The organism is Flavobacterium sp. U410 (assembly GCF_053570605.1).
Window position 1 is genome coordinate 301640 of record NZ_JBSEFI010000001.1, and the last position, 26436, is coordinate 328075.

Below are 26436 nucleotides of genomic sequence, written 5' to 3' on the forward strand. Positions count from 1 at the left end.
TTACAATGAAAAGAATTTATTTAACAAGCTTAGTTTCAGCAATCTTAGCTGTGGGCTGCAAAACTCAGTCTGATTTAACGCCTATCACACCTAATGTTATTACCGAAAAAACAATAAATGATACTGATGATCCTGCAATTTGGGTAAACCCGAATAATCCGGCTGAAAGTATTGTTTTTGGAACCGATAAAGAAACTAGCGGAGGTATTTATGCCTTTGATTTACAAGGTAAAATCATCAAAGAAAAAACGCTTCTTGACATGAAAAGACCTAATAATGTTGATTTGGTTTACCAAGTTTCGGTAAACGATTCAGTTGTAGTTGACATTATTGCCTTTACCGAAAGAGAAAGACAACAAATCAGAGTATTTTCGGTTCCTGATATGCAACCTTTAGATAATGGCGGATTCAAAGTTTTTGAAGATGAAACCAATGAAGCCTACAAATGGCCCATGGGAATAGCCTTGTATAAATCGCCAGTAGATAATAAAGTATATGCTGTTGTAGGAAGAAAAGACGGTCCGGCAGAAGGCTATTTGTATCAATATGAATTACAACCAACGGGAACTGGTTTACAAGCCGTTTTGGTTCGAAAATTTGGAAAATTCAATGGGAAAAAAGAAATTGAAGCCATTGCTGTAGATGCTGAAAACGGATATATTTATTATTCAGATGAACAGTTTGGAGTTCATAAATATTATGCCGAACCTTCCAAAGGAAACCAAGAGTTGTCTGTTTTCGGACAAGATAAATTTTTAAGCGACATCGAAGGAATTGCCATTGCAAAAACATCAGCAAAAGGTGGTTATATCATTGTTTCTGATCAGCAAAGAGGAACTTTTAATGTGTTTGATCGTGAAACCAATGATTTCATCAAAGCGATAAATTTAGCTACTGTTGAAACGGATGGTTGCGATGTAGTAACGGTTAATTTAGGAGCCAATTATCCTAGAGGTTTATTTGTAGCTATGAACGATTCTAAAGAGTTTTATTTCTACGATTTCGGAAGAATCTTAGATGAAATTGAGAAATCGGTAACTCAATAATAAAAAGAAAATTTGTGTTATTATTTTTTTAAAGTTAATTACCAAAAAAGGGCTTTTAAAAAAAGCCCTTTTTTATTATTCTTCATCTTTTTGTCCCATCATCATCAGATAGGCTTTCAAGAATTCGTCAATTTCACCATTCATTACGGCATCAATATCGCTGCTTTCATAACCTGAACGAACATCTTTTACTAATTTGTAAGGATGCATTACATAGTTACGAATTTGCGAACCCCATTCAATTTTCATTTTTCCGGCTTCAATATCGGCGCGTTGTTCCAAACGTTTTTTCATCTCAATTTCATACAATTGGGACTTTAACATTTGCATCGCACGTTCACGGTTGTCATGTTGCGAACGCGTTTCCGAACATTGAATTTGAATTCCGGTAGGTTTGTGAACCAATTGTACTTTGGTTTCCACTTTATTTACATTTTGTCCGCCGGCACCACTTGAACGAGCGGTTGTAATCTCAATATCAGACGGATTGACTACAATTTCAATAGTGTCGTCAACCAATGGATAAACGTATACCGAAACGAAAGACGTGTGACGTTTGGCATTACTGTCAAAAGGAGAAATGCGCACCAAACGATGCACTCCGTTTTCACCTTTTAAATACCCAAAAGCAAAATCACCCTCAAATTCTAAAGTAACTGTTTTTATACCGGCAACATCGCCTTCTTGAAAGTTCAATTCCTTGATTTTGTACCCTTGTTTTTCGCCCCACATTAAATACATACGCATTAACATAGAAGCCCAGTCACAACTTTCGGTTCCACCGGCACCGGCCGTAATTTGCAATACAGCACTCATGCTATCCGCTTCGTCAGAAAGCATATTGCGGAACTCAATATCTTCGATATGAGCAATGGTTTTGTGATACAACTCATCGACCTCTTCTTCTGAAATTTCTCCTTCTTTAAGGAAATCTAACATAATTTGAAGCTCATCAGCCATGTCAACTCCTTTAGTGTAATCGTCAACCCATTTCTTTTTAGAACGGATTTCGCGTACAATTTTTTCGGCTTCTTTGGGTTTGTCCCAAAAACCGGGAGCTAAAGTTTTTTCTTCTTCGTTTGTAATTTCGATTAATTTCTTATCGATGTCAAAGATACCTCCTTAACGCACCAAGGCGATCAATAATATCCTTAACCTGTTCTGTGTTTACCATATTTGTTGTAGTTTTGTTTAAATGAATTAGCCCCGATAGAAGCGATATCCTTTTTGTTATTTACTCCGCTCGAAGGAACAAAAAGATAAAGCGGATAGCGGGAAATAGCTTCAAAAATTAAAACTCAAAAGTAAGACATCTATTTTAGATATGGAAATAAATTTAATTAGCGATACTGTAACCAAGCCTACGCCCGAAATGGTTGAAGCAATGTTTAAAGCTCAAGTGGGTGATGATGTTTTTAAGCAAGACCCTACGGTTAATGAGTTGGAGCGCTATACGGCAGAGTTGTTTGGTAAAGAGGTGGCTTTGTTTTTTCCGAGTGGAACCATGGCTAATCAAACGGCTATTCGATTGCATACTAAACCTGGTGATGAGGTTATTTGCGATAAATGGGCGCATATTTTTTTGTATGAAGGTGGTGGAGTAGCAGCGAATAGTGGTGTTTCATGTCATTTGGTTGACGGAAGCAGAGGAAAAATTACCGCCCAGCAAGTGAAAGAAGTTATCAATGATCCTGAATTTTATCATGCGCCTATCACACGATTAGTGAGTTTAGAAAATACGACGAATAAAGGAGGTGGAGCGTGTTACGAATTAACAGAATTACAAGCCATTAAAGAGGTTTGTAACGCTAACGGATTGAAATATCATTTAGATGGTGCTCGCTTGTGGAATGCTATGGTAGCCAAAAATCAGCACCCCAAACAATTTGGGCAACTATTTGACACAATCTCGGTTTGTTTGTCCAAAGGATTAGGTGCACCGGTGGGTTCTGTTTTAGTAGGAAGTGCTGAAGACATGAAAAAAGCAATGCGAGTACGTAAGCTATTTGGTGGAAACATGAGACAAGCCGGATATTTAGCCGCTGCTGGATTGTATGCGATTCAAAATAATGTGGAGCGTTTAGCAAAAGATCATGAAAGAGCAAAAGATTTGGCTACCATTTTAGCACAAAAAGATTGGGTTTTAACGGTTGAACCTGCCGAAACGAATATTGTGATTTTTACGCTGAAACCGTATATTAATGAGAAGGTGTTTATCGAAAAAATGAAACTGAAAAATATTTTGATGAGCTCCATGGGACAAGGAAAATTACGCTTGGTAACCCATTTAGATTACCGCCAAGTGATGCACGATTATGTCATGGAAGTTTTAGCGAAGTTTGAATTGTAATGAAAAGTGAAAACAGAAATTTTACGATATTTCTTAATATAAAAATATTATAACTAATTTGGAGTAGTTGGTGATTATATTGATATAAGTTTCTATGGCAATTATATTGACTAAAACAATCCAAATAGAATAATTACAGGAGTAGCCCACGTAATTCGAAATAACTAAAAACAATAAAAATCCCAATCATTCAATTGGGATTTTTGTATTAAAACACTTTCTTCAATTCCTCTTTTATAAAAGCAATCGCAATATCACTAACCGAATCACTTTCCATTAATTCCGTTAAAATCGCTTGACGCATTTCGTCGGCATTCGTAATTCCCTCAGTGATCGACTTATTTCTGATCAAAACAATAATTCCGTTTTTAGCTTTTAAAACCGTGTTCCAAGCTTCTTCCGAAACATAAATTTGTTGCGTAATATTGTGCTCATATTCCGTTTGTATGCTGTGTACTAAAAGCGTTGCATAACTTTGCGGGTTTAATCCTGTTCCGGGAACTCGCAACAACAATTGCACCGGATTAATTCGTTCTAAGAACAAAACCAAACGTTCGTAAGCTTGCAAACGAATCGGTAACGATTGTTTCTGATTTTCTTTCAATAATTCAAAACGTCTTTTGTTCTCCTCATTGTTAAAAAACTTTTGAAGTAAAATAAAAGCCGTTCCGCCGGTAATCAAAGCCGGAAGCGTATAAGCAGCAAGTTCTAAAATTTTGTCTGTATTCATTTTTTTGAAGCTTTATCCTGCTTTCGCCAGTCGCTTCCCTTGGGTCAGGAGAGCTCCAACAATGGCTCTATCAGGGCTATTTAACTACTGCAAATTAAAGCTAAACTTTTGCAAAATCCAAATTCAATTCCCACATCAGTGCTTCAATTTTCCTCAGTTAAAAAAACACTTTATTATTTCAAAATTGCGTTTTGCTATTGCTACCGAATAGCGTATTTTTGTAGTTTAGTTACAACTTTGAAAGAGAACTATGCAACAGTATATAGATCAACTGAATGAAGCGCAACGCGCACCGGTATTACAAAAAGACGGCCCTATGATTGTTATCGCAGGCGCAGGATCGGGTAAAACGCGTGTACTGACGATACGTATTGCTTATCTAATGAATCAAGGAGTTGATGCTTTTAATATTTTAGCTTTAACCTTTACCAACAAAGCAGCTCGTGAAATGAAGATGCGTATTGCCAGCATTGTGGGAAGCAACGAGGCTAAAAACCTTTGGATGGGAACCTTCCACTCGGTTTTTGCTAAAATCTTACGTATCGAAGCCGATAAATTGGGCTATCCGTCTAATTTCACGATTTATGACACGCAAGATTCTGTGCGTTTGATTGGTTCAATTATCAAAGAAATGCAATTGGATAGAGATGTATATAAACCCAAGCAAGTCTTAGGTCGCATTTCGCAATACAAAAACTCACTGATTACTGTTCGTGCCTATTTCAACAATCCCGAACTTCAAGAAGCCGATGCCATGAGTAAAAAGCCACGTTTGGGCGAAATTTACCAAAATTACGTCGATCGTTGTTTTAAATCGGGTGCTATGGATTTTGATGATTTGTTGTTAAAGACTAATGAGTTATTGAATCGCTTTCCCGATGTTTTAGCCAAATACCAAGACCGTTTCCGTTATATTCTGGTAGATGAGTACCAAGATACTAATCATTCACAGTATTTAATTGTTCGAGCACTTTCCGACAGATTTCAGAATATTTGTGTGGTGGGCGATGATGCGCAGAGTATTTATGCGTTCCGCGGAGCAAACATCAACAATATTTTAAATTTTCAAAAAGATTATGATGGCGTTAAAATGTACCGTTTGGAACAAAATTACCGTTCGTCTCGAAATATTGTAGAAGCCGCAAATAATATCATTGATAAGAATAAAACTAAACTGGAAAAAGTAGTTTGGACCGATAATGAAGACGGACCGAAGATCAAAGTGCATCGTAGTTTAACCGATGGGGAAGAAGGGCGTTTTGTGGCGTCGACCATTTTTGAGCAAAAAATGCAAAATCAGTTACCCAATTCTAGTTTTGCGGTGTTGTACAGAACCAATGCACAATCGCGTTCTATTGAAGATGCGTTGCGTAAACGCGATATTCCGTATCGTATTTATGGTGGTTTGTCTTTCTATCAACGAAAAGAGATCAAAGATGTTTTGGCGTATTTGCGTTTGGTTATCAATCCAAAAGATGAAGAAGCGCTAGTTCGTGTGATCAATTATCCGGCGCGTGGAATTGGAGATACTACTGTTGAAAAGTTAACTGTTGCAGCCAATCATTACAAGCGTTCTATTTTTGAAGTAATGGAACATATCGATAAAATCGATTTGCGATTGAATTCGGGAACCAAAGCAAAACTTCAGGATTTTGTGACGATGATAAAAAGCTTTCAGGTGATTAATGAAAATCAGGATGCTTTTTATTTAACCGAACATGTGACTAAAAAAACAGGTTTAGTTCAGGAATTGAAAAAAGACGGCACACCGGAAGGTATTGCCCGCATTGAAAATATTGAAGAGTTGCTAAACGGTATCAAAGATTTTACCGAAGGACAACGAGAAGTCGACGGAGCTCGTGGTGCATTATCTGAATTCTTGGAAGATGTAGCTCTAGCAACCGATTTAGATAAAGATACCGGAGACGATGACCGTGTGGCTTTAATGACCATTCACTTGGCTAAAGGATTAGAGTTTCCGCATGTGTTTATTGTTGGTTTAGAAGAAGATTTGTTTCCAAGTGCTATGAGTTTAAATACCCGTAGCGAATTGGAAGAAGAGCGTCGTTTGTTTTATGTGGCTTTAACACGAGCAGAACATCAAGCGTATTTGACCTATGCACAATCGCGTTATCGTTGGGGAAAATTAGTGGATAGCGAACCTTCTCGTTTTATTGAAGAAATAGACGAGCGTTATTTGGAATATTTGAACATTGAAACGAATCCTTCGTATCGCTACAAACCGATGATGGATGTAGATATTTTTGGCGAAGTAGATAAATCCAAATTGCGTTTGGCTAAACCGGTAAACGGAACGCCGCCAAAGTATTTAACCGATCAAGATCCGCCAAAACCGAACATTCGTAAATTAAAACCGGTTTCAGGCATTAAAACCCAAGGAAATTCAAATTTGTTCGACAACAATTTAGCTGTTGGTAACATTGTAATACACGAACGTTTTGGAAAAGGACAAGTTGTAAATTTGGAAGGTGCCGGAGCAGATAGAAAAGCCGAGATTAAATTTGAAGTTGGCGGATTGAAAAAATTGCTTCTGAAGTTTGCTAAGTTAGACGTAATTGGGTAAAATAGCCATATTTCAAGATGTAGAAAATCTCATTTGTATTTTGACTATTTGAATGTGAATTAATTCTAAAGGATTCTAATTGGAGGCATGTTTAAAAAATTTACTCTTTATTTCCAATCCATTTTTTTATTTCATTTTTAAAGGTTTCACCAATAGGAGTAGAGCCAAGATCATGATAAATCAGGTTGCCGTCAATTGATTTTATTTTATCAAGTTGTATGATATACGATTTATGAATCCTCATGAATTCCTTTGAAGGAAGTTTATGGATAAAATCTTTTAAATTATCTAAAACAATCAAGCGCTCATCTGGTAAATGAATTCGAATGTAATCGCTAAGACCTTCGATGAAAATAATATCTTTTGGGTTAATTTTTACTTGTCGTCCATCCACTTTCACAAATAAATGCTTATTGGTATTGGTTTCCAAAGTAACAAAATCAGTGAATTTCTGTATCGATTTATGAAATTTGTCAAAACTGACGGGTTTGAGTAGATAGTCAATTACACGGTAATCATAGCTTTCTAAGGCATAGTCTGCATAAGCAGTAGTTACAATGAAGTAATGATCTTTATTAAACATTTGCATCAGTTGTATTCCGGATAATTCCGGCATTTGAATGTCAATAAAAATTAAATCAACAGTTTGTTGCTGAAGATATTCAATAACTTCAAACACATCAGTTGTTGCTAAAACGATTTCTAGTAGCAATTGTTTAGTAGCATAACTTTTTAAAAGTTCCACAGCTAATGGTTCGTCATCAAGGATTATACATTTTATTTTTTTCATGACTATAACTGTATTTCAAGATAACTTTTAAATGTTATTCCATTATTTGTTATTCTAAATGAATGACGATCAGGATAATAATACTCCAAACGTTTTTCAAGATTTGCTAAACCGATACCGGAATGTGTATCTTTCAGTTTTTTATTAATTTGGTTTTCCATTTCAACAATAAGTTTTTTGTTATTGGATTGAATGGAGAACACAACAGGATTTTCCACATCATCTAAAATACCGTGTTTGATACCATTTTCAATAAACGGAAGCAATAAATAAGGAGGAATCATTTGGTTTTTATCTTGTACTTCCAAATTTAGATTGATATAGATATCTTTAGTATTTCTGATTTTTTCCAAGTCAATATAGCTTTCAATGTAATTCAATTCACTGCTAATAGGAATTTGCTTTTTTTGGGTTTCATAAGTGGTAAAACGCATAATCTCACTCAATTTTTCTAGCGCAGGTAAAGCTTGTTCCGATTTTCTAAAAACCATAGAGTAGATATTATTAAGTGTATTAAAAATGAAATGTGGATTGATTTGCGATTTTAAAAACTGAATTTCTGCTTTTTTCATTTCTTCATTTAGAATAACTTCTCTTTGCAGCGTTCTGATAAAATTAATGACAATCCAAATGATTGTACTGGAAAAAATAGGGGTAGAAGCCCAATGCAAATTATCAAAAATATAATAGGGAATGCTGGTTCCTTCAGAATAGTTCCCGATTCCGAACAAGTGCAAAAATAAAACTTCTTCCATTAAATAGCGAAGAGTAATGAAATAAGTATAAATCAAAAACAATCCTATTAAAAATTTGCTCAGGTTCTTAATGTCAAAGAAATGCTTTAAAATGAATAAATAATTAATGTAAAATGTAGAAACAGTTATAATCAAATAGCTTATACTAAAAATGGAGATATCATCAAAGCCAAAAATAAAGTCGTTTTCGGGTTTGAGTATAATAAAGAATCCAATAGCAAATATTATCCAATAGAGTAGGTGAACAATACTTTCTTTTTGTTTTGAAAATAGCTTCATTTGGTTTGAATTTTCATTTGGTAAAAATAAGGGAGCTTTTTTAAAGCAGAAAAGTGTTTGTAGAATAAAACGGGGTGTTCATCGAAAAAATAAAGCGAGAAGTTAGAATAAGTTTCAATTTTGGTTCAAACATTAAAAAATAATATCATGAACAAATTAATTATTCTTTTCGCTTTTCTGGTTATTTCAAAAATTCAAGCACAGCAAACTATTTTCAAAGATAAATTTGATGATGCTATTCCGGTGCTGAATTTCGGTACGTTTCACATGGGATTTACTTCTGATGCTAATTCCGTAGATTTTGATGAAAACAATCAAAAAAATCAGGAAGAAGTTAGAAAAATAGCAAAAATGCTGGCAGAATTTAAACCAACGGTTATTATTGTAGAAGCAACACCTGCTTTTAATGAAGCGTTGCAAAAAGAATATACAGAATATTTGAAAAACCCGAAAATGAAGTTTGAAAACCCTTCTGAAATTGAACTTTTAGCGTATGAAGTGGGACGTTTGAGCGGAGCAACACGTATTTATGGCATTGATCATAAAATGGGATACAATTACAATATTGCTAATTCTATTTCCAATAAAGTTAACGATCAAACGTATGAAAAATATTTTCAATTAATCACTGTAGAAGAGAAAAAACTGGATTATGATAATCTTCCGTTATTGGAGAAATTAAAAGTTGAAAACCATCCTCAATATTTAGATTTTCTGATCAATATCAATGCCGATATTTTGACACATGTTTCAACAAAAAACAAATTTGAAGGCGCCGATGAAGCCGCAAAATTCTATCACCGAAACATTAGAATGTATTCTAATTTAAACCAAATTGAGTTTAAGGCAAATGATAGAGTCTTTATTTTAATGGGAGCAACACATACGGCTTATTTTAATGATTTTATGAAAAGAAGCCCGAAATACAAATTAGTAGATCCGTTTTTATATTTAAAATAAAAAGGAAAAGACTTCTTTATTTCTGTGGAATTTTCGTAATTTGAAGAAAATTCCATAGAAATGGCAGAGTTTATAAAAATATACGAAGACAAACCCAGTGAAGCCGCTATTCAAAGAGTGGTAGATGTTTTGCGCAATGGCGGTTTAGTGATTTATCCAACCGATACAGTGTATGGTTTGGGGTGTGATATCACCAATTCTCGTGCTTTGGAAAAAATCGCTAAAATCAAAGGAATTAAACTAGAGAAAGCCAATTTTTCTTTTGTGTGTAGTGATCTGAGCAATATTTCCGATTATATCAAACAAATCGATACCTCGACTTTCAAAATTTTAAAAAGAGCTTTACCGGGACCTTATACGTTTATTTTACCCGGCAATAATGAATTGCCAAAGGAATTTCGTAAAAAGAAAACGGTCGGTATCCGTGTTCCGGCAAATAATATTGCGATACAAATCGTAAAAATGTTAGGAAATCCTATTGTTTCAACTTCTATTTATGACGAAGATGAGGTTTTGGAATATTCAACCGATCCTGAGCTAATCTTTGAAAAATGGCAAAATAAAGTCGATATGGTAATCGATGGCGGTTATGGCGATAATGTAGCGTCAACTATCATTGATTTATCGGGTTACGAGCCGGAAATCATTCGTGAAGGAAAAGGAAGTTTGGATATTTTTTAATGGCTCATATTTATTAAAAACTAAATGACATCTTTTCCAGTAATAGCTTCAACATTATCAGAAGTAGCTTTAGAAAGTTTTGTACAAGAAAAATATAATCTAACAGAAAATTTTCATTGTAAATTATTCAGAACAGGAGTTAATCATACCTATTTTATTTCTAATGACGAAACTCAATTTGTTCTTAGAGTGTATTGTCACAAATGGCGAACTACAATTGAAATAGAAGAAGAATTAAGACTTCTAAATCTTCTCAAAGATAATTCACTGCCAATTTCTTACCCCATTTCAGATATAAATGGAAACTTCATTCAGGAAATTAAAGCTCCCGAAGGAATTCGGTATGCAGTACTTTTTTCATTTGCTCAAGGTGAAAAGATGAGGTTTATGACGAATGAAACTTGCTTTGCTATTGGTGCTACAATTGGTAAAATACACAATATTACAGCTGATGAAAAAATAGATAGAGTAAACTATACTTCAGATGTCCTTTTAAATAAACCGTATGATCTATTGAATTCTTTTTTTTCTGAAGAATTGAGTGAAATGAGATATATCAAGCAAATCTCCAAGAAAATTGAAGAAAGCAATTTGTTTAAAAGTCTAAAAGGAATTGTTCATCTTGATATTTGGTATGATAATTTAAGTGTAAATAAGGATAATCAAATTACTATTTTCGACTTTGATAATTGTGGAAACGGCTCTCTAATTTTGGATATCGGTTATTTTTGTAAACAACTATTTTTCATTGAGTCTGATAAAAACGAATACGAAAAAAAGGTTGAAAGTTTTTTGGACGGTTACAGAAAAGAAAGAAATTTATCTGATGAAGAACTAACATTAATTCCTGAAGCAGGAGCCTCTATTTTTATATTTTATCTTGGTGTTCAGGCGCAAAGATTTGATTGGTCCAATATATTTTTTACAGAAAATTATCTTAAGATGTTCGTTGGTAGAATCCAAAACTGGATGGATTATTATGAAGCAAAAGACAATACTATTTAATGTCTTCTAATTACGGGTTTAATTAAAATGCATGATGTCGACTTTATTTCACTTCCGACTGCATTGGTAAACCTTTTAAAGCGGTAATCAAGTTTTCAATAGCTAATTTTCAACAGCATTACATATTTCTTCTGTAGATTCATAAATATGAAATTCATTTACTTTTAAAATTAGTTCATTTCAAAAGGCGAAATGTTCATTTCACTCTAATACCGAATCATACTTCAAAAATACTGAAGCAACTTTGTACTACTTAAAAGAAGAGTTATGTACAAAATCATTTTAACGATAGTAATTTTTTCCCTTTCATTGATTGCAAAAGCACAAACGAACAATGATCCTATTCTGGGAAAATGGACAAATGAAGATAAAAGCCGGGTATTAGAATTTATAAAATCAGGTTCTGGCTATGAAGCTGTTATTATTAAAGCAGAAGATCAGTCATTAATCGGTAAAAAACAAATTACCAACTTAAGATTATCTAATGAAAAAGGATTTTATGAAGGTGGGGTTTTACATATTTTTCAAAAGAATAAAACAGCATTCTGTTCCGTAAAAATTTTAGATTCTGAAAGCATAGAATTGAAAGCAACTATTGGCATGTTTTCAAAAAAGCAAAAGTGGAGCAAGTATAATGAATAGTATGATGAAGTTTTTTTTAAAAAATGCTTTTGTGATCCTTTTATTATCAATTGGTCTGAAAACAAAAGCACAAGTCAATTTTAATTCGTTAGAAGAAGTTTTGCAATATGCTGATGAACACGAAGTTTCAATACAATCGGCAGATTTGCAAAATGAAATTTATGCTTCTGAATTTAGAAAATCTAAAATGGATCTGTTGCCAACATTGAATGCTCAGGCCGGATTCAATGATAATATTACATTACAGCCTACTTTGGTGCCTTCTACCTTTTTAAATCCTTCTGCCCCCGAAGGCACCTATCAGGAATTTACATTTGGTAGAAAGTATGTTTATAATACAGGTTTTACGGCGAATTGGAATGTGCTGGATTTTCAAAAATGGTTTGCTGTTAAAACTTCAAAATGGCAGCAGGAAAAGGGCAATGCACAACGTTTTTACACAAAATATTCTGTATACAACCAGCTAGCCAATACGTATTATAGTATTCTATTATCTCAAAAATCGGTGGAAATTCAATCACAGAATTATCAAGTTATGCAACGTGTTTATAAGAATGCAGAAAACAAATATTCAGCCGGAATTATTTCTGAAGAAGCACTAAATGCTGCTCATATTAAATTGTTGCAGATTAAAAATAGTTGGGATGTTATGGTGCATTCTTTACGCGAATTATACAATGATTTGCAATCACAATTAGGCTTGACGGATGTCCTTAATCTTACAGAAGAACTAACTTATTTAGACCAAGAGAATGTGATAAAAGAAGATTTTACTGAGCATCCGGAAGTTTTAGTACAACAATATGAATTAAAAGAAATTTCATCAAAATTGAGTGAAGCAAAAGCAGCCCAATTTCCGTCTTTAAGTATTGGATATCAATATAATTACAGTTGGGCAACCGACAGCTTTATGAATTTTCAAAATTCAAACGAACTTCCGCAACAAATATTAGGGGTAAAGCTTTCAGTTCCGGTTTTTAACGGAATGACTGTACGGGAACAAATTCATCAGATGAAAATTGTACAGGAGCAACAGAAAATTGCTTTGGAAGACAAGAAATTAAAATCAGAGAAAGAAGACGAAAATTTAGTAATCGCTTTTAGCAGTTCTAAAGAAGAATTGGAAAATACAGAAGAGATTTTAGCCTTACAAACTATTAATGATCAACATGTAGACAATAAATATGAAAGCGGTATTATCAGTTTAGAAGATCGGTTAGAAAAGTTTCAGGATTTACTAAATGTTCAAAATGATTATTTACAAAGCTTTGGGAGCTACTGCTTAAACTATTACAAATTATATATACGAAACTTAAATTACCAATAATTATGTCAGTAAAGAATACCTATATATTTCTGCTCTTTATGTTCATTTTCTTTTCCTGTAATAGAGAAAAAAAAGTATCTCCAGTCCGAAAAACAATACAAGAAGCTGTATTTGCAAGCGGAACCTTATCTCAAGAGAATGAATTTTATTTGGCAGCCAGTTATGACGGAGTGCTTAAAAACGTAAGTTACAAAGAAGGAGAAACAATACAGGCAAATGCAGTATTTGCAACCATTGAACATAATGTGTCAAAAAATCAATTGGATGAAGCCCAACTCAACTTTAAAGATGCTCAGTTTAATGCGTCATCCGGTTCTTTACAGTTAAAGCAGATAAATGCACAAATAGAACAAGCAAAAGCACAAGTAGCTTTAGATTATAAAAACTATTTGAGATACAAAGAATTACATGATAAAAATTCAGTATCAACATTAGATTTTGAAAAAGCAGAATTGCAATATAAAACGTCGTCAGAACAGTTACAATTGTTGAAAAATCAATATTTAGATTTAGAAAAAACATTGCGACTGGTAAAAGAAAAAAGCTTAACTCAACTCAATTCTCAGAGAGAAATTTACAACGATTATTTTGTGAAGTCAGAAAAATCAGGAATGGTGTTGAATGTATATAAAAAAGAAGGAGAATTAGTAAAAAGAGGAGAGATCATTGCTAAAATAGGTAGTGGTTCTTACTTGGCTAAACTTTTTATAGCAGAAGATGACATCGTGAAAATTAAAAACGGACAGCAGGTGGCAATACAGTTAAATACATATCCTGACGAAGTTTTTGAAGGAAGAATTACTAAAATTTGGCCGGCATTTGATGAAACAGAACAATCCTATGTGGTAGAAGCACAATTTAAAAATTTACCAAAAGAAATATTTTCAGGAACGCAGCTACAGGCTAATATTAAACTGGATGTACATCAAAATGTGATGGTCATTCCCATAAAAGCGCTGATAAAAGGAAAATATGTAAAATTAGAAAGTGGAGAAGAAATAGAAGTTCAAACCGGATATAAAAATGAAGAATGGGTAGAAATAAAATCAGGTTTGAAAGAAGATGATATACTAATTGAAATGCCATAACTATGAATTATACCAATTATAAAATATCATGGGTACATTTAACTTCCAGAATCCGCCAGCTTATAGTAGCCGTATTAAGCGTTACGTTTGGTATTTCCATGTATATTTTTATGAACAGTTTTATGAATGGTGTAAATGATGCCCAAACAGAAATTACCTTTACATCAATGTCACATATAAAAGTATATAACGATTTACCTCAAAAAAGTCCACTTTTTTTGCCCCATTCTGCCCTAAGTGATACACTGGTTATGCTCAGTAATCCCAAACGGATTAATTATACCGAAGGTATACGAAACGTTCAGGAAATTTCAGAAATTTTAAAGAGAGACAAAGATGTAAAGGCTGTTTCGGCTCAGTTAAGTGAAAACGTATTTTTCAGAAATGGCGTGACCAAAGTAAATGGTGTTTTATATGGAGTGAATGTAGAAGATGACGATAGATTATTTAATACAGCCCAATATATTACACAAGGCGATTTATTCCAATTGGCAAGAAGAACAGACGGAATTGTATTAGGAACGGGGTTGGCAGATAAAATTAGTGCTAAACTGGATGATAATATTTCATTGACTACTTCCGAAGGAGTAACCAAAACTTTTAAAGTAATTGGGTTAATTGAAACGGGGAGTGGAAGCGTAGATAAAACGAAAGCCATAATATCCATTCTTTCAGCACGTCAGTTGCTATCAAAGAACAGAAGTTATGCCACAGAAGTTCTGGCTAATGTTTCAGATTATAATGAAGCACAGCAAGTAGCAGAACGTTTACAACCTTTTATCAAATATAAAGTAGAAGCTTGGCAGGAAGGGAATAGCCAGTTAGAATCGGCTAACGTATTGCGTGATATTTTAGCAGTTGTGGTTTCTTTAACAATACTTATTGTGGCCGGATTCGGGATATATAATATCATGAATATGACGGTAAACGAAAAAATGAGAGAAATTGCTATTCTTAAAGCCATGGGATTCGGGGGAAATGATATAGTCAATATCTTTTTGGTACAATCTTTAATAATCGGACTGCTAGGAGGTTTCATAGGTTTATTGTTAGGTTATATAATTTCTGCGATAGTAGACCGAATTCCGTTCAAAATAGCATCATTAACCGATTTACCAATAGCCTATATTCCGACAGATTATTTTATGGCTTTGTTTTTTGGATTGATTATCACTTTTGTAGCAGGATATCTTCCTGCGAGAAGAGCTTCTAAAATTGATCCGGTAGATATTTTAAGAGGATAAAAAAAAGAATTATGAATTTTGCACTTTCAGCTAAAAATATTAATAAATTTTTTCACGAGCCACTTGATTTTCAAGTGTTAAAAGAAATTTCTTTTGATGTGAAAAAAGGAGAGTTTGTTTCAATTATAGGAAAATCAGGTTCAGGAAAATCGACTCTTCTGTACTTGTTATCAACAATGGATACCGATTACAACGGAACGATCACCATTAACGGAGAGCAAGTAACAGGATTATCTCAAAACCAATTGGCTACTTTTCGAAACCAACACATCGGTTTTGTATTTCAGTTTCATTACTTACTACCTGATTTTTCAGTACTCGATAATGTAATGCTGCCTGCTTTAAAACTTAATCGTTCTTCTAAAGAAGAGATTGAACATCGGGCAATGGAACTATTAACGTTATTAGATATAAAAGGACATGAAATAAAAAAAGCTTCAAAAATTTCAGGAGGACAACAACAACGTGTGGCCATTGCCAGAGCCTTAATTAATGAGCCTGCTATCATTATGGGTGATGAGCCTACGGGAAACTTAGATTCTAAAAATACCAAAATTGTTTTTGAGATCTTCAGACAGCTAGCTAAAGAAAGAGGCCAAACAATTATTGCCGTTACACACGACGATGAGTTTGCTGCTAATTGTGACAGAATAATAGAACTTGTTGATGGTAAAATTTTAAGTTAATATAAATTAAGTGAGTAGGTTAATCATTTTTTTAATAGGATTAAGTTTCCTTAGTTGTCCTTCTTTTTTAAGAGCTCAGTCTAATGAATTCCCTTTAGTAGGTGTAACATATCAATATGATCGTTTAAAAAAAGGTGATACAGTAGGACAAGTAAATAATTTTGATTTTTTTCTGAGTTACCCGATAAAAAAATTGAAAAAAGGAAAAATTATAGGAAGAACACAATTCACATCGCAGACCATAGCAGATCTTGATGACGCCTATAATCATACGTTATATGGCATTGAAACCAATATTTTTTGGGATAAGAATTTGAGTAATCAAAACAAATTGAACCTTTTTACACAAATAGGAATTTTTTCTGATTTAGAAGATATTAGTGGAAAAGATTTTAGGTATTCAATAGGAATGCGATATTTGAATTATTGGCATGAAAAGCTAAAAATGGGATATGGAATAGGGTATAGCAAGCAATTTTCAGGACATCAGATTAATCCTTTTTTGTATATTGATTATCAAATTAATCCGAAATTAAAATTGACAGGATTACTCCCTGTTCGCCCGAAATTAATGTATCAAATCAATGATAAAGTAAGTTGGAGCAATGAATTCTTTGGTAATTTAACTACTTTCAGGTTATCAGAAACAGAATATAACAATAGTTTTATCAGAATCAATAATTGGTATTATTTAAGCAAAATGGAATTTTTAGTTAGAAAACACCACATGTTCTCATTTGGAGCAGGATTTGATTTTATTTATAATCTGAAGTTTTACAATGACAATCAGGCTAATACAGTAACTTTATTTACTTTTGATTTAAATAAATCCGTAAAACCGATTAGTGAATTGAAAACGAAAGGAATTAAGTTTCAAATAGGTTATCGTTTTGTATTGTAATACCATGAAAAAATGAAAACGTCAATTAATAAAATACTGCCTTTTGCATTATCGTTCCTGTTGCCGGTTATTAACTTAATCAGTAATAAAGAAATCTTGAGCGACTCGGCAACTAGTCTTTTCGATTATTTATGGAGATGGTTCGTTACTTCAATAACACTATTTATATTATGGTTTGTGGTTAGGATCATCACAAAAAAAGGAAGTGTATTCAACTGGTTTAAAATTACAATATCCATTTTCTGTCTCTTATTTTTTGTCTATCTGTTTTTATCCTATACTATTTTTGTCATACCCGGTTTTAAATGGAATTTTATCTTCAAATTCTTATTTGCTTCCATTCTTTTCTTAGTAATTCAGTACGCTCTATTTGCAAATGAAAATATCATACGTCTGCAATTGATTAACGAACAGATGAAAACCGAAAATTACAAAGTACAATTAGATGCACTACGGACAAAAGTAGATCCGCACTTTCTGTTTAATTCTTTAAATACTTTGCGGACAATGATTCGAAATAAACACGAACATGCCGAACAGTTTGTATTGAGTTTATCTGATTTTTATAGAGAAACTTTGAAATACAATGAATTTACGACAATTCCTCTAAAGGATGAAATTGAAGTTTTGAAATCCTACTTTTTTCTAATGAAAAGTCGTAATGAAGATGCTGTTCAAATCACTATTTCAGTAGATGAAAGATATTCTTCTTACCTAATTCCTACTTTGGCTTTACAAACGGTAGTGGAAAATTGTTTTAAGCATAACGCCATGACAGCTAAAAAGCCCATTTTTATCAGAGTTTGGACAAGCGATGGAAATACAATAAAAATCAGCAACAATTCGCAACCAAAATTAGAAGTGAAAGAACAATCAGGCTTTGGATTAACGGATTTGAACAAACGTTATGAATTATTGAATATTAAAGATGGTGTAATAACAGACCAAACGGATGAGATCTTTGAAGTAACATTAAAATTAATAGCTGTATGAATGTTTTAATAGTAGAAGATGAAAAACATACAGCTCAACTTCTGAAAGAAATAGTTAGCAAGAATACTGATTTTACAGTAGTAGATTGTTTAGAATCTGTAGAAGAAGCAGTAATCTATTTAAGTAGGTATCAACACCAGTTAGATGTATTATTTTTTGACATACAACTAGCTGATGGCTATAGTTTTGAAATATTTAAGCATATAGATGTTGTTGTTCCTGTAATATTCTGCACAGCTTATGATGAATATAGCTTACAGGCTATTAAAAACAATGGAATAGATTATATTCTGAAACCTTTTAAAGAAGAAGAAATTGAGAAAGCTTTGCTCAAGTATAAAAGTTTTAGAAATAACATCAAAGGGAAACTGACACCGGTAGTAATAAAAAATACTGCCGTTTCACAACAATCATTTTTAAGTCAGTATCGGGAAAAATCGATCATTATTAAAATTAAAGATATTGCTCTGTTTGCTATTGAATTTGAAATGACCTATATGTATTGCTTTGACGGTAAAAAATATCCATTGTATAAAACATTAGACTATGTGGCTTCTGTTTGTGAAGAGCACTTGTTTTTTAGGGTAAACAGACAAATTATTTTAAACCGTAATACCGTCACAGCTTTTGAACCTTATTTTAACCGAAAAATATTAATTCATACTAAAGTTAACTTTCAGGACAAAATTATAGTAAGCCGCCTGAAAGTTTCAGAATTTAAAAAATGGGTGCAAAATGGCTGAGGTTACTGATCTTTAAACTTCTGAAGGCATCGATAATCCTTTTAAAGCTGCAATTAAGTTTTCAGTTGCCAATTTAGCCATAGCATTTCGGGTTTCTTCTGTAGCGGAACCAATGTGTGGCAGGCAGCAAACACTTTCCATGTACAGCAAAGGATTAGATGAACGCGTAGGTTCTTGTTCAAAAACGTCTAATCCGGCACCCCAAATAATTTTGTTTTCTAATGCAGTAATTAGATCGGCTTCAACATGTAATCCACCTCTTCCGGTATTGATGAAAATAGCATTTTTCTTCATTTTTTTGAAAATGTCAAGATTGAATATTCCTTTAGTTTCTGCTGTTAAGGCGCTATGGAGTGAGATAACATCGCTTTGAGCTAATAATTCGTCAAAATCTACATACTGTGCATTGAGCTCTTTTTCGGCTTCCAAATTTCGATTCCTATTATGATAAATAATTTTCATTTGGTAAGCAGCAGCACAACGTTTAGCCATTTCTAACCCTATTTTTCCCAAACCAAAAATGCCTAATGTTTTGCCATACAATTCAATTCCTAAACCTTCGGTGGGTTTAAACATTCCCCAATTGTCTTCGGTTATTCTTCTGTAGTGATAAAAAGCTTTTCGACTAGTTGCCAAAAGCAATAAGAATGCAGTGTCGGCAGTTGCGTTACTAAGAACATTTGGTGTATTTCCGATTTTAATATCAAATTTTTTAGCAGCATTTAAATCTACATGATCGTACCCGACAGATAATAGCGAAATGACTTTCAAATGTTGGGCTTTTTCCATAAAATGAGCATCCATTTTAAACATTCCGGCGCTTAGTAACCCTTGGACATCTTTGCATAAATCTAAAATTTCTTCAGTTGTTGGGTTCTGATCTTTATTCCAAACGATGTATTCAATATGCTCTTTGGTTAATAAATGATACACAATTTGTGGAACTTCTCGGGTAATAAGTACTTTCATAATGTTAAAAATCGGGTTGGATACTAAATTAAAACTTAAGATTTCAATTTGGTATTAAAAAAAACATAATTTTGCCCGATATATTTAATCAAGGTCTTTTTTTGGGAAAAAGATAAAAGTAATAAGAGCATTAGTTTACTCTGTTTTAAATGAACTATAACGTTGTAAATTAGTATTTATATTGTTGTTTTTTTTAATTAATTTGTTAATTACGAGCGCTTTTATTGTTTTTTATCTGTTAAATATTTAAGACATTTTTAAAAATGTTAAAATGATTTAACTATATTTTAAGAATAGGCTCTTGTATGTGACAATAACTTTACATAATTTTGTTTCCGAAATGAAGCAGACTTTTAAAAAATATTTCCTTTTATTATGTATTATCCTTTTAGGAGGGTATACACATGTGTCTTCACATACCACAGTAAAGGAAATGTCAAATACAACTCAAGAGGCAATGGCTCAGAGTTTAGGATTGATAACCAAGGCTGATTTTCAAACAGATGATACTTCTGACAATAAGCATTCCTTAACAGCTAGAGAGAAAAGTCGTGAAAAAATAGAGATTACTGAAAGAGAGATTGAAGAAGAAGAAATTCTTCACGTTAAGAAATATCTTGACTATAATAACTATTTCGGACTTTTTTGTATAAAAATCTCAGATCCACATTCTTATTTACTTGGTAAAACTTTACCTTTCGGTAAAGCACATCTTTTTTATTCCTCTTTAGAATCACTTTATATCGTCTTCAGAGTATTTAGACTGTGATTCCTATCTTTCTATTTCTGTATTGCCTGGGCTTTTAATCTAGGTTTTATACATTTAACCCTATTTTTTATTGTACTTATCGATAAAGTATGAGACTTTAAATGTTTTATGCTGTATTATTAGTACCTTTCTTATAAAAAAATTAAGAAAACCATATCGTAATAAAACCCAAAATTATGTTGAAGAGAATTCTCATGTTAATGAGTTTGTCAGTTGTATTGATTAATACAAGTTGTCATTCAAAAAAAGAAGAAAGTGGAGAACATACCAAGTTTTTGGTAACAAGTCCTGCAATCGCAGACACTATTATTAATAAAAATTATGTGTGCCAAATCCGTTCAATTAGTCACATTGAATTAAGAGCACAAGAGAAAGGTTATTTACAAAACATTTATGTTGATGAAGGTCAACATGTTAAAAAAGGTCAATTGTTATTCAAGATTATGCCTAATTTATATCAAGCTGATGTAAAAAGTGCAGAAGCAGAATTGAAGTATGCTGAAATTGAATATCAAAATACCAAAAAACTAGCTGATAATGATGTTGTTGCGCCTAATGAGTTAGCAATGGCAAAAGCTAAATATGAAAAAGCAAAAGCAGAGTTACAGTTAATGCAAGTTCATTTGCAATTTACAGATATCAGAGCTCCTTTTGATGGTATTATGGATCGTTTTCATGTGAGATTAGGAAGTTTAATTGATGAAGGAGATTTATTAACTGAACTTTCAGATAACAGCAAAATGTGGGTGTATTTCAATGTTCCGGAAGCTGAATATCTTGACTATATGAATCAAGTTAAAAAAGACAGTTTAATGCATGTTAAATTGTTAATGGCTAATGGTAAACTATTTGACCAAGACGGTGTTGTGGAAACTATTGAAGCTGATTTTAATAATGAGACAGGTAATATTGCCTTTCGTGCTACATTTCCAAATCCAAATGGTTTATTGCGTTTTGGTGAAACCGGTAACGTGGTTATTACAACTCCAATTAAAGACGCTATGTTGATTCCTCAAAAAGCTACTTACGAAGTATTAGATAAAAAATATGTTTATGTAATTACTAAAGATAACGTAGTTAAAGCTAGAGAAATTGAAATTGAAGCTGAACTTCCACATTTATTTGTAGTGAAATCAGGTCTTGAAAAAACAGATAAAATTTTATTAGAAGGTCTTAGAATGGTTAAAGAAAATGAAAAAATTGAAATCAATTTCCAAGATCCTAATAAAGTATTGAATAGTCTTGAGCTATACGCTGAATAAGAAAAGTATCCAAAAAAGAAAATATGTTTAGTAAAATTATACATAGACCGGTCTTTGCGATTGTAATTTCGGTCATTATAGTCTTTGTAGGTACTTTGGCTATCAAGCAATTGCCTACATCACAATTCCCAGATATTGCACCAACAACCGTTCAGGTTAGAATTGACTTTCCTGGTGCAAGTGCTGATGTATTAGTAAAATCAAGTTTGATTACACTAGAAAATGCGATCAACGGAGTACAAGGAATGCGATACATTGCTGCTGATGCAACGAGTGCCGGTGAAGCAACTATTAACGTTATTTTTGAACCTGGTACTGATCCTAATATTGCCGTTGTACTTGTAAAAACACGTGTGGACCAGGTGTTACCATTATTACCTCCTTTGGTTCAGAAAGAAGGGGTTGTGGTTATGCCAGTTCAACCGAGTATGTTGATGTATGTTAACTTGTATAGTACTAATAAGAGTATGGATGAAAAATTCCTGTACAACTATGCAACAGTTAGTATGATTCCTGAGATTAACAGGGTTCCCGGTATTGCTCGTGCTCAAATTTTAGGTACTCGTAGATTTGCAATGCGTGTTTGGTTGAACCCAGACCGTATGAGAGCTTATGACATTTCTGTAGACGAGGTAATGAAAGCGTTAGAAGAACAAAGTTTTATCGGGCGTCCCGGTAGAATTGGTCAAAGTTCTGGTATTGCTGCTCAATCTTTAGAGTATGTATTAACGTACCAAGGACAATATAATACGCCTGAACAATACGATGATATCATCGTTAAAGCAAATACACAAGGTGAGAAAGTTCACTTAAAAGATATTGGTAGAGTAGAGTTAGGAAGTGAATTCTTCGATATTTATTCGAATTTAGACGGACATCCATCAGCATCAATTGTATTAAAACAGAATTACGGAAGTAATGCTAGTGAGGTAATTGAAAGCGTAAAAGAAAAATTGGCTGAAATGAAAGAAAACTTCCCTCCAGGAGTTGATTTCAAAATTAGTTATGACGTATCAAAATTCCTTGATGCTTCCATTGAACAAGTAATTCATACACTTCGTGATGCCTTTATTTTGGTAGCTTTAGTAGTGTTTGTATTTTTAGGGGACTGGCGTTCTACATTAATTCCTATTTTGGCTGTTCCAGTATCTTTGGTCGGAGCCTTCTTTGTAATCAAGTTATTTGGATTATCTATTAACTTAGTAACGTTGTTTGCTTTAGTATTGGCTATTGGTATTGTGGTCGATGATGCGATTGTGGTAGTGGAAGCCGTCCACGCCAAGATGGAAGAGAAGCATTTGTCGCCTTATCTGGCTGTTCGCGAAGTAATGGGAGAAATTAGTGGTGCTATTATCGCGATTACCTTAGTAATGGTATCGGTGTTTATCCCTATTTCATTCATGACCGGACCTGTTGGTACGTTCTATCGTCAGTTCTCTATTACCATGGCAAGTTCGATTGTGATTTCCGCTTTAATTGCATTGACATTGACTCCGGTATTATCAGCGATGTTATTGAAAAATAATCACGGACAACCTAAAAAACAAAATTGGTTTACCAAGTTTATAGATAAATTCAACAAAGGATTTGATAAATTAACCGGAAGATATACAGGTATCCTTAGAAAAATTGTAGATAGAAAAACAGTTACTTGGGCTGTATTATTAATCTTCTGTGCCGGAATTTACCTTGAAAATCAGTTTTTACCGGGAGGTTTCATTCCAAGTGAAGACCAAGGAACAATTTATGCGATTATTCAAACGCCTCCGGGATCAACTTTAGAAAGTACGAATGCTGTTTCCAGAAAACTACAAAAAATTTGTGAAGAAATTGATGGAGTAGAATCAGTATCATCATTAGCAGGTTATGAGATCATGACTGAAGGTAGGGGATCAAATGCAGGTACGTGTTTGATTAACTTGAAATCGTGGTCAGATAGAGAGCATACTGTGACTGAAATTATGGAGGAATTAGAGGAAAAAACCAGAGGTTTAGGAGCTGTAATTGAGTTCTTTGAACCACCTGCAATTCCTGGTTTTGGTTCATCAGGAGGTTTCTCTTTACGTTTATTAGACAAAAATACAACTACTGATTACCATGAATTTGATAAAATAAACAAAGAGTTCATGGAAAATTTAGGGAAGAGAAAGGAACTTACCGGTATATTTACCTTCTTTGCCGCAAATTATCCTCAATATGAGTTAGTTTTTGATAATCAGGCAGCAATGCAAAAAGGTGTTTCTTTAGGTAAAGCCATGGATAACTTGAACATCATGATTGGTAGTACATACGAACAAGGATTTATTCGTTTCAACCAGTTCTTTAAAGTATATGTTCAGTCTGCACCTGAGTTTAGAAGATTACCTTCTGACATTTTAAACATGTATGTTAAAAATGATTCAGGAGAAATGGTTCCTTACTCTTCTTTTATGAAATTGAAAAAAACACAGGGACCTAATGAGATTACACGATTCAACTTATATAACTCAGCTGCTATTAGAGGACTTCCGGCTCCGGGTTACACTACTGCCGATGCTATTAAAGCCATCAAAGAAGTAGCTGCTAAAACCTTACCACACGGTTATGACATCGCTTGGGAAGGTCTATCATACGATGAAGCTCAAAGAGGAAATGAATCGGTGTATATCTTCTTAGTGGTATTGGTTTTCGTATACTTAGTATTAGCTGCGCAGTATGAGAGTTTCATTATTCCGTTAGCGGTAATTTTATCCTTACCTGTAGGTATTTTCGGTTCGTTCTTTATGCTAAAAGCTATGGGATTAGCAAACGATATTTACGCTCAGGTTGGATTAATTATGTTGGTTGGATTGCTCGGTAAGAATGCTGTGTTAATTGTTGAGTTTGCGGTGCAAAGGCGTCAACAGGGTGTCAGTATTTATGAAGCTGCTATTGAAGGTGCACGTATGCGTTTCAGACCTATTTTAATGACCTCTTTTGCCTTCATTGCAGGTATGGTACCGTTGATTGTTGCTTCAGGAGCAGGTGCAATTGGTAATCACACCATTGGAGCTTCAGCATTAGGAGGTATGTTCTTCGGAACTGTATTTGGGGTAATTATTATACCAGGATTGTATTACATATTCGGTAAAATGGCTGACGGACGTAAGATCATCAAGAACGAAGAAGAAGGACCTTTAAGTGAAGAAATAGAACTTTTTGAACATGAAGAATAATAAAATAAGAATATACAAATACGCAGGTATTGCCTGCGTATTGTTAGCCTTAGCATCTTGTAAATTACCTAGTAATATAACGCCAAGGCAAGAAAACAATACTGTGCCGGAAGCTTACGGAAATCTAGTTAAAGATTCTGTGAATTCTGGAAAATTACAGTGGAAGAACTACTTTACAGACCAATATTTACAAACGTTGATTGATACTGCATTAGTTAACAATCAGGAGTTAAATATCACTTTACAGGAGATTGAAATTTCTAAAAATGAAATCAGAGCACGTAAAGGTGAATATTTGCCCTTTGTGGGGCTAAAAGGTGGTGCAGGATTCGAAAAAGCAGCACGTTATACCAATATTGGTGCCATGGAAGCTACGACAGATATTAAAGAAGGAAAAGAAATGCCTGAACCTTTACAAGACTATATGGTTGGAGCTTATGCCACTTGGGAAATTGATATTTGGAACAAATTACATAATGCTAAAAAGGCAGCTGTAAGCCGTTATTTGTCTTCTGTTGAAGGTAAAAACTTTATGATGACTAATTTAATTGCTGAGATTGCAGATTCTTATTATGAATTATTAGCTTTAGACAATCAGTTAGAAGTGGTAAACCAAAATATTGCGATTCAAAGTAGAGCCTTGGAAATTGTAAAATTATTGAAACAAGCTGCTCGTTCTAACGAATTAGCGGTGAAAAGATTCCAAGCTCAGGTATTGAAAACTCAAGAAATGCAATTTGAAATTCAACAGAGAATTGTAGAAACTGAAAACAGAATTAATTTCTTAGTAGGTAGATTTCCACAGCACGTAAACAGAAGTTCAGATAGTTTTGACAATTTAGTTCCTAATGTAGTTCATGCAGGTTTACCAGCTGATTTGTTGTCAAATCGTCCGGATATTAAACAAGCTGAGTTAGAATTAGCAGCAACGAAGTTAGATGTAAAAGTAGCCAAAGCTATGTTCTATCCTTCACTGGGAATTTCTGCAGGAATTGGTTATCAAGCTTTTAATCCTAGTTATTTGATCAAACCAGAATCATTATTGTATTCATTAACAGGTGATTTAGTAGCACCTTTAATTAATAGAAATGCCATTAAAGCGACTTATTATTCTGCTAATTCAAAACAAATTCAAGCGGTTTATAATTACGAAAGAACTATTTTGAATGCTTATATTGAAGTAGCCAATCAAATGTCAAAAATTAAAAACTTAGAGAGTAGTTTTAATTTAAAAACACAAGAGGTTGATGCTTTAACCCAATCAATAACTATTTCTAATGACTTGTTCAAAGCAACAAGAGCTGATTATATGGAAGTATTATTAACGCAGAGAGATGCTTTAGAAGCAAGATTTGATTTGATAGAGATCAAAATGAAGCAGATGAATGCAATGGTGAACATTTACCGTGCGCTTGGAGGCGGATGGAACTGACGATAA

General features: G+C 33.5%; 23 protein-coding genes. 18 read left to right on the forward strand and 5 right to left on the reverse strand.

Features of this window, described 5'->3' with window-relative positions; genetic code table 11:
* Nucleotides 1-5 precede the first annotated feature (5 nt).
* A complete protein-coding gene (locus ACUSJC_RS01440) occupies nucleotides 6-1046 on the forward strand; it encodes a phytase (protein WP_449267770.1) in 1041 nt (346 codons plus the stop codon).
* Between the two features lie 75 nt (nucleotides 1047-1121).
* Here ACUSJC_RS01440 and prfB read toward each other — a convergent pair.
* Nucleotides 1122-2220 (reverse strand): peptide chain release factor 2 gene (gene prfB, locus ACUSJC_RS01445; protein ID WP_449267771.1). Its coding sequence is split into 2 segments (ribosomal slippage): nucleotides 1122-2156 and nucleotides 2158-2220, totalling 1098 coding nucleotides; the frame shifts between segments, so codons are not numbered across the junction.
* A 150-nt stretch (nucleotides 2221-2370) separates the two neighbouring features.
* Here prfB and ACUSJC_RS01450 point away from each other — a divergent pair.
* Nucleotides 2371-3396: a threonine aldolase family protein gene (locus tag ACUSJC_RS01450; protein ID WP_449267772.1), complete on the forward strand. Its 1026-nt coding sequence runs from the start codon at nucleotides 2371-2373 to the stop codon at nucleotides 3394-3396.
* Between the two features lie 208 nt (nucleotides 3397-3604).
* On the opposite strand, the gene ACUSJC_RS01455 is transcribed toward ACUSJC_RS01450, so the two are convergent.
* Nucleotides 3605-4126 carry a DUF7935 family protein gene (locus ACUSJC_RS01455; protein ID WP_449267773.1) on the reverse strand — a complete coding sequence of 174 codons (522 nt, stop codon included), beginning with the start codon at nucleotides 4124-4126 and terminating at the stop codon, nucleotides 3605-3607.
* A gap of 250 nt (nucleotides 4127-4376) precedes the next feature.
* Between ACUSJC_RS01455 and ACUSJC_RS01460 the strand changes: the two genes are divergently transcribed.
* Nucleotides 4377-6710, forward strand: coding sequence for an ATP-dependent helicase (locus ACUSJC_RS01460; protein WP_449267774.1), 2334 nt, complete (start codon nucleotides 4377-4379; stop codon nucleotides 6708-6710).
* Between the two features lie 100 nt (nucleotides 6711-6810).
* Here ACUSJC_RS01460 and ACUSJC_RS01465 read toward each other — a convergent pair whose 3' ends face one another.
* Both ACUSJC_RS01465 and ACUSJC_RS01470 read right to left on the reverse strand, forming a co-directional pair.
* Nucleotides 6811-7500: a LytR/AlgR family response regulator transcription factor gene (locus ACUSJC_RS01465; RefSeq protein WP_449267775.1), complete on the reverse strand. Its 690-nt coding sequence runs from the start codon at nucleotides 7498-7500 to the stop codon at nucleotides 6811-6813.
* 2 nt (nucleotides 7501-7502) lie between these two features.
* Nucleotides 7503-8534 carry a sensor histidine kinase gene (locus tag ACUSJC_RS01470; RefSeq protein WP_449267776.1) on the reverse strand — a complete coding sequence of 344 codons (1032 nt, stop codon included), beginning with the start codon at nucleotides 8532-8534 and terminating at the stop codon, nucleotides 7503-7505.
* A 144-nt stretch (nucleotides 8535-8678) separates the two neighbouring features.
* Between ACUSJC_RS01470 and ACUSJC_RS01475 the strand changes: the two genes are divergently transcribed.
* From ACUSJC_RS01475 to ACUSJC_RS01525, 11 genes are all read left to right on the forward strand, one after another.
* Nucleotides 8679-9494, forward strand: a complete 816-nt coding sequence (locus ACUSJC_RS01475) for a DUF5694 domain-containing protein (protein ID WP_449267816.1) — start codon at nucleotides 8679-8681, stop codon at nucleotides 9492-9494.
* Nucleotides 9495-9554: 60 nt separating this feature from the next.
* Entirely contained in the window at nucleotides 9555-10175 is a 621-nt protein-coding gene (locus tag ACUSJC_RS01480) for an L-threonylcarbamoyladenylate synthase (protein WP_449267777.1), read from the forward strand.
* Between the two features lie 24 nt (nucleotides 10176-10199).
* Nucleotides 10200-11180, forward strand: coding sequence for a phosphotransferase (locus ACUSJC_RS01485; protein ID WP_449267778.1), 981 nt, complete (start codon nucleotides 10200-10202; stop codon nucleotides 11178-11180).
* 267 nt (nucleotides 11181-11447) lie between these two features.
* Nucleotides 11448-11822 carry a DUF2147 domain-containing protein gene (locus ACUSJC_RS01490; protein ID WP_449267779.1) on the forward strand — a complete coding sequence of 125 codons (375 nt, stop codon included), beginning with the start codon at nucleotides 11448-11450 and terminating at the stop codon, nucleotides 11820-11822.
* A gap of 1 nt (nucleotide 11823) precedes the next feature.
* The gene (locus tag ACUSJC_RS01495) at nucleotides 11824-13149 is read left to right on the forward strand and encodes a TolC family protein (RefSeq protein ID WP_449267780.1); all 1326 of its coding nucleotides are present in this window, start codon (nucleotides 11824-11826) and stop codon (nucleotides 13147-13149) included.
* 2 nt (nucleotides 13150-13151) lie between these two features.
* A complete protein-coding gene (locus ACUSJC_RS01500; RefSeq protein WP_449267781.1) occupies nucleotides 13152-14237 on the forward strand; it encodes an efflux RND transporter periplasmic adaptor subunit in 1086 nt (361 codons plus the stop codon).
* 2 nt (nucleotides 14238-14239) lie between these two features.
* On the forward strand, nucleotides 14240-15481 hold the full coding sequence (locus tag ACUSJC_RS01505; protein WP_449267782.1) for an ABC transporter permease: 1242 nt from the start codon (nucleotides 14240-14242) through the stop codon (nucleotides 15479-15481).
* An 11-nt stretch (nucleotides 15482-15492) separates the two neighbouring features.
* Nucleotides 15493-16167 carry an ABC transporter ATP-binding protein gene (locus ACUSJC_RS01510; protein ID WP_449267783.1) on the forward strand — a complete coding sequence of 225 codons (675 nt, stop codon included), beginning with the start codon at nucleotides 15493-15495 and terminating at the stop codon, nucleotides 16165-16167.
* Between the two features lie 10 nt (nucleotides 16168-16177).
* Nucleotides 16178-17068, forward strand: coding sequence for a DUF6268 family outer membrane beta-barrel protein (locus ACUSJC_RS01515; RefSeq protein WP_449267784.1), 891 nt, complete (start codon nucleotides 16178-16180; stop codon nucleotides 17066-17068).
* A gap of 12 nt (nucleotides 17069-17080) precedes the next feature.
* Nucleotides 17081-18061, forward strand: a complete 981-nt coding sequence (locus tag ACUSJC_RS01520) for a sensor histidine kinase (protein WP_449267785.1) — start codon at nucleotides 17081-17083, stop codon at nucleotides 18059-18061.
* The gene (locus ACUSJC_RS01525; protein WP_449267786.1) at nucleotides 18058-18804 is read left to right on the forward strand and encodes a LytR/AlgR family response regulator transcription factor; all 747 of its coding nucleotides are present in this window, start codon (nucleotides 18058-18060) and stop codon (nucleotides 18802-18804) included. Before ACUSJC_RS01520 ends, ACUSJC_RS01525 begins: the two co-directional genes overlap by 4 nt.
* A gap of 12 nt (nucleotides 18805-18816) precedes the next feature.
* On the opposite strand, the gene ACUSJC_RS01530 is transcribed toward ACUSJC_RS01525, so the two are convergent.
* Complete coding sequence (locus tag ACUSJC_RS01530; RefSeq protein ID WP_449267787.1) at nucleotides 18817-19773, reverse strand: 2-hydroxyacid dehydrogenase; 957 nt, start codon at nucleotides 19771-19773, stop codon at nucleotides 18817-18819.
* A 340-nt stretch (nucleotides 19774-20113) separates the two neighbouring features.
* On the opposite strand from ACUSJC_RS01530, the gene ACUSJC_RS01535 reads away from it, so the two are divergent.
* From ACUSJC_RS01535 to ACUSJC_RS01550, 4 genes are all read left to right on the forward strand, one after another.
* Nucleotides 20114-20542, forward strand: coding sequence for a hypothetical protein (locus tag ACUSJC_RS01535; RefSeq protein ID WP_449267788.1), 429 nt, complete (start codon nucleotides 20114-20116; stop codon nucleotides 20540-20542).
* A 179-nt stretch (nucleotides 20543-20721) separates the two neighbouring features.
* A complete protein-coding gene (locus tag ACUSJC_RS01540) occupies nucleotides 20722-21804 on the forward strand; it encodes an efflux RND transporter periplasmic adaptor subunit (RefSeq protein ID WP_449267817.1) in 1083 nt (360 codons plus the stop codon).
* A gap of 23 nt (nucleotides 21805-21827) precedes the next feature.
* A complete protein-coding gene (locus tag ACUSJC_RS01545; RefSeq protein ID WP_449267789.1) occupies nucleotides 21828-24998 on the forward strand; it encodes an efflux RND transporter permease subunit in 3171 nt (1056 codons plus the stop codon).
* The gene (locus ACUSJC_RS01550) at nucleotides 24988-26430 is read left to right on the forward strand and encodes a TolC family protein (RefSeq protein ID WP_449267790.1); all 1443 of its coding nucleotides are present in this window, start codon (nucleotides 24988-24990) and stop codon (nucleotides 26428-26430) included. Before ACUSJC_RS01545 ends, ACUSJC_RS01550 begins: the two co-directional genes overlap by 11 nt.
* Nucleotides 26431-26436 lie beyond the last annotated feature (6 nt).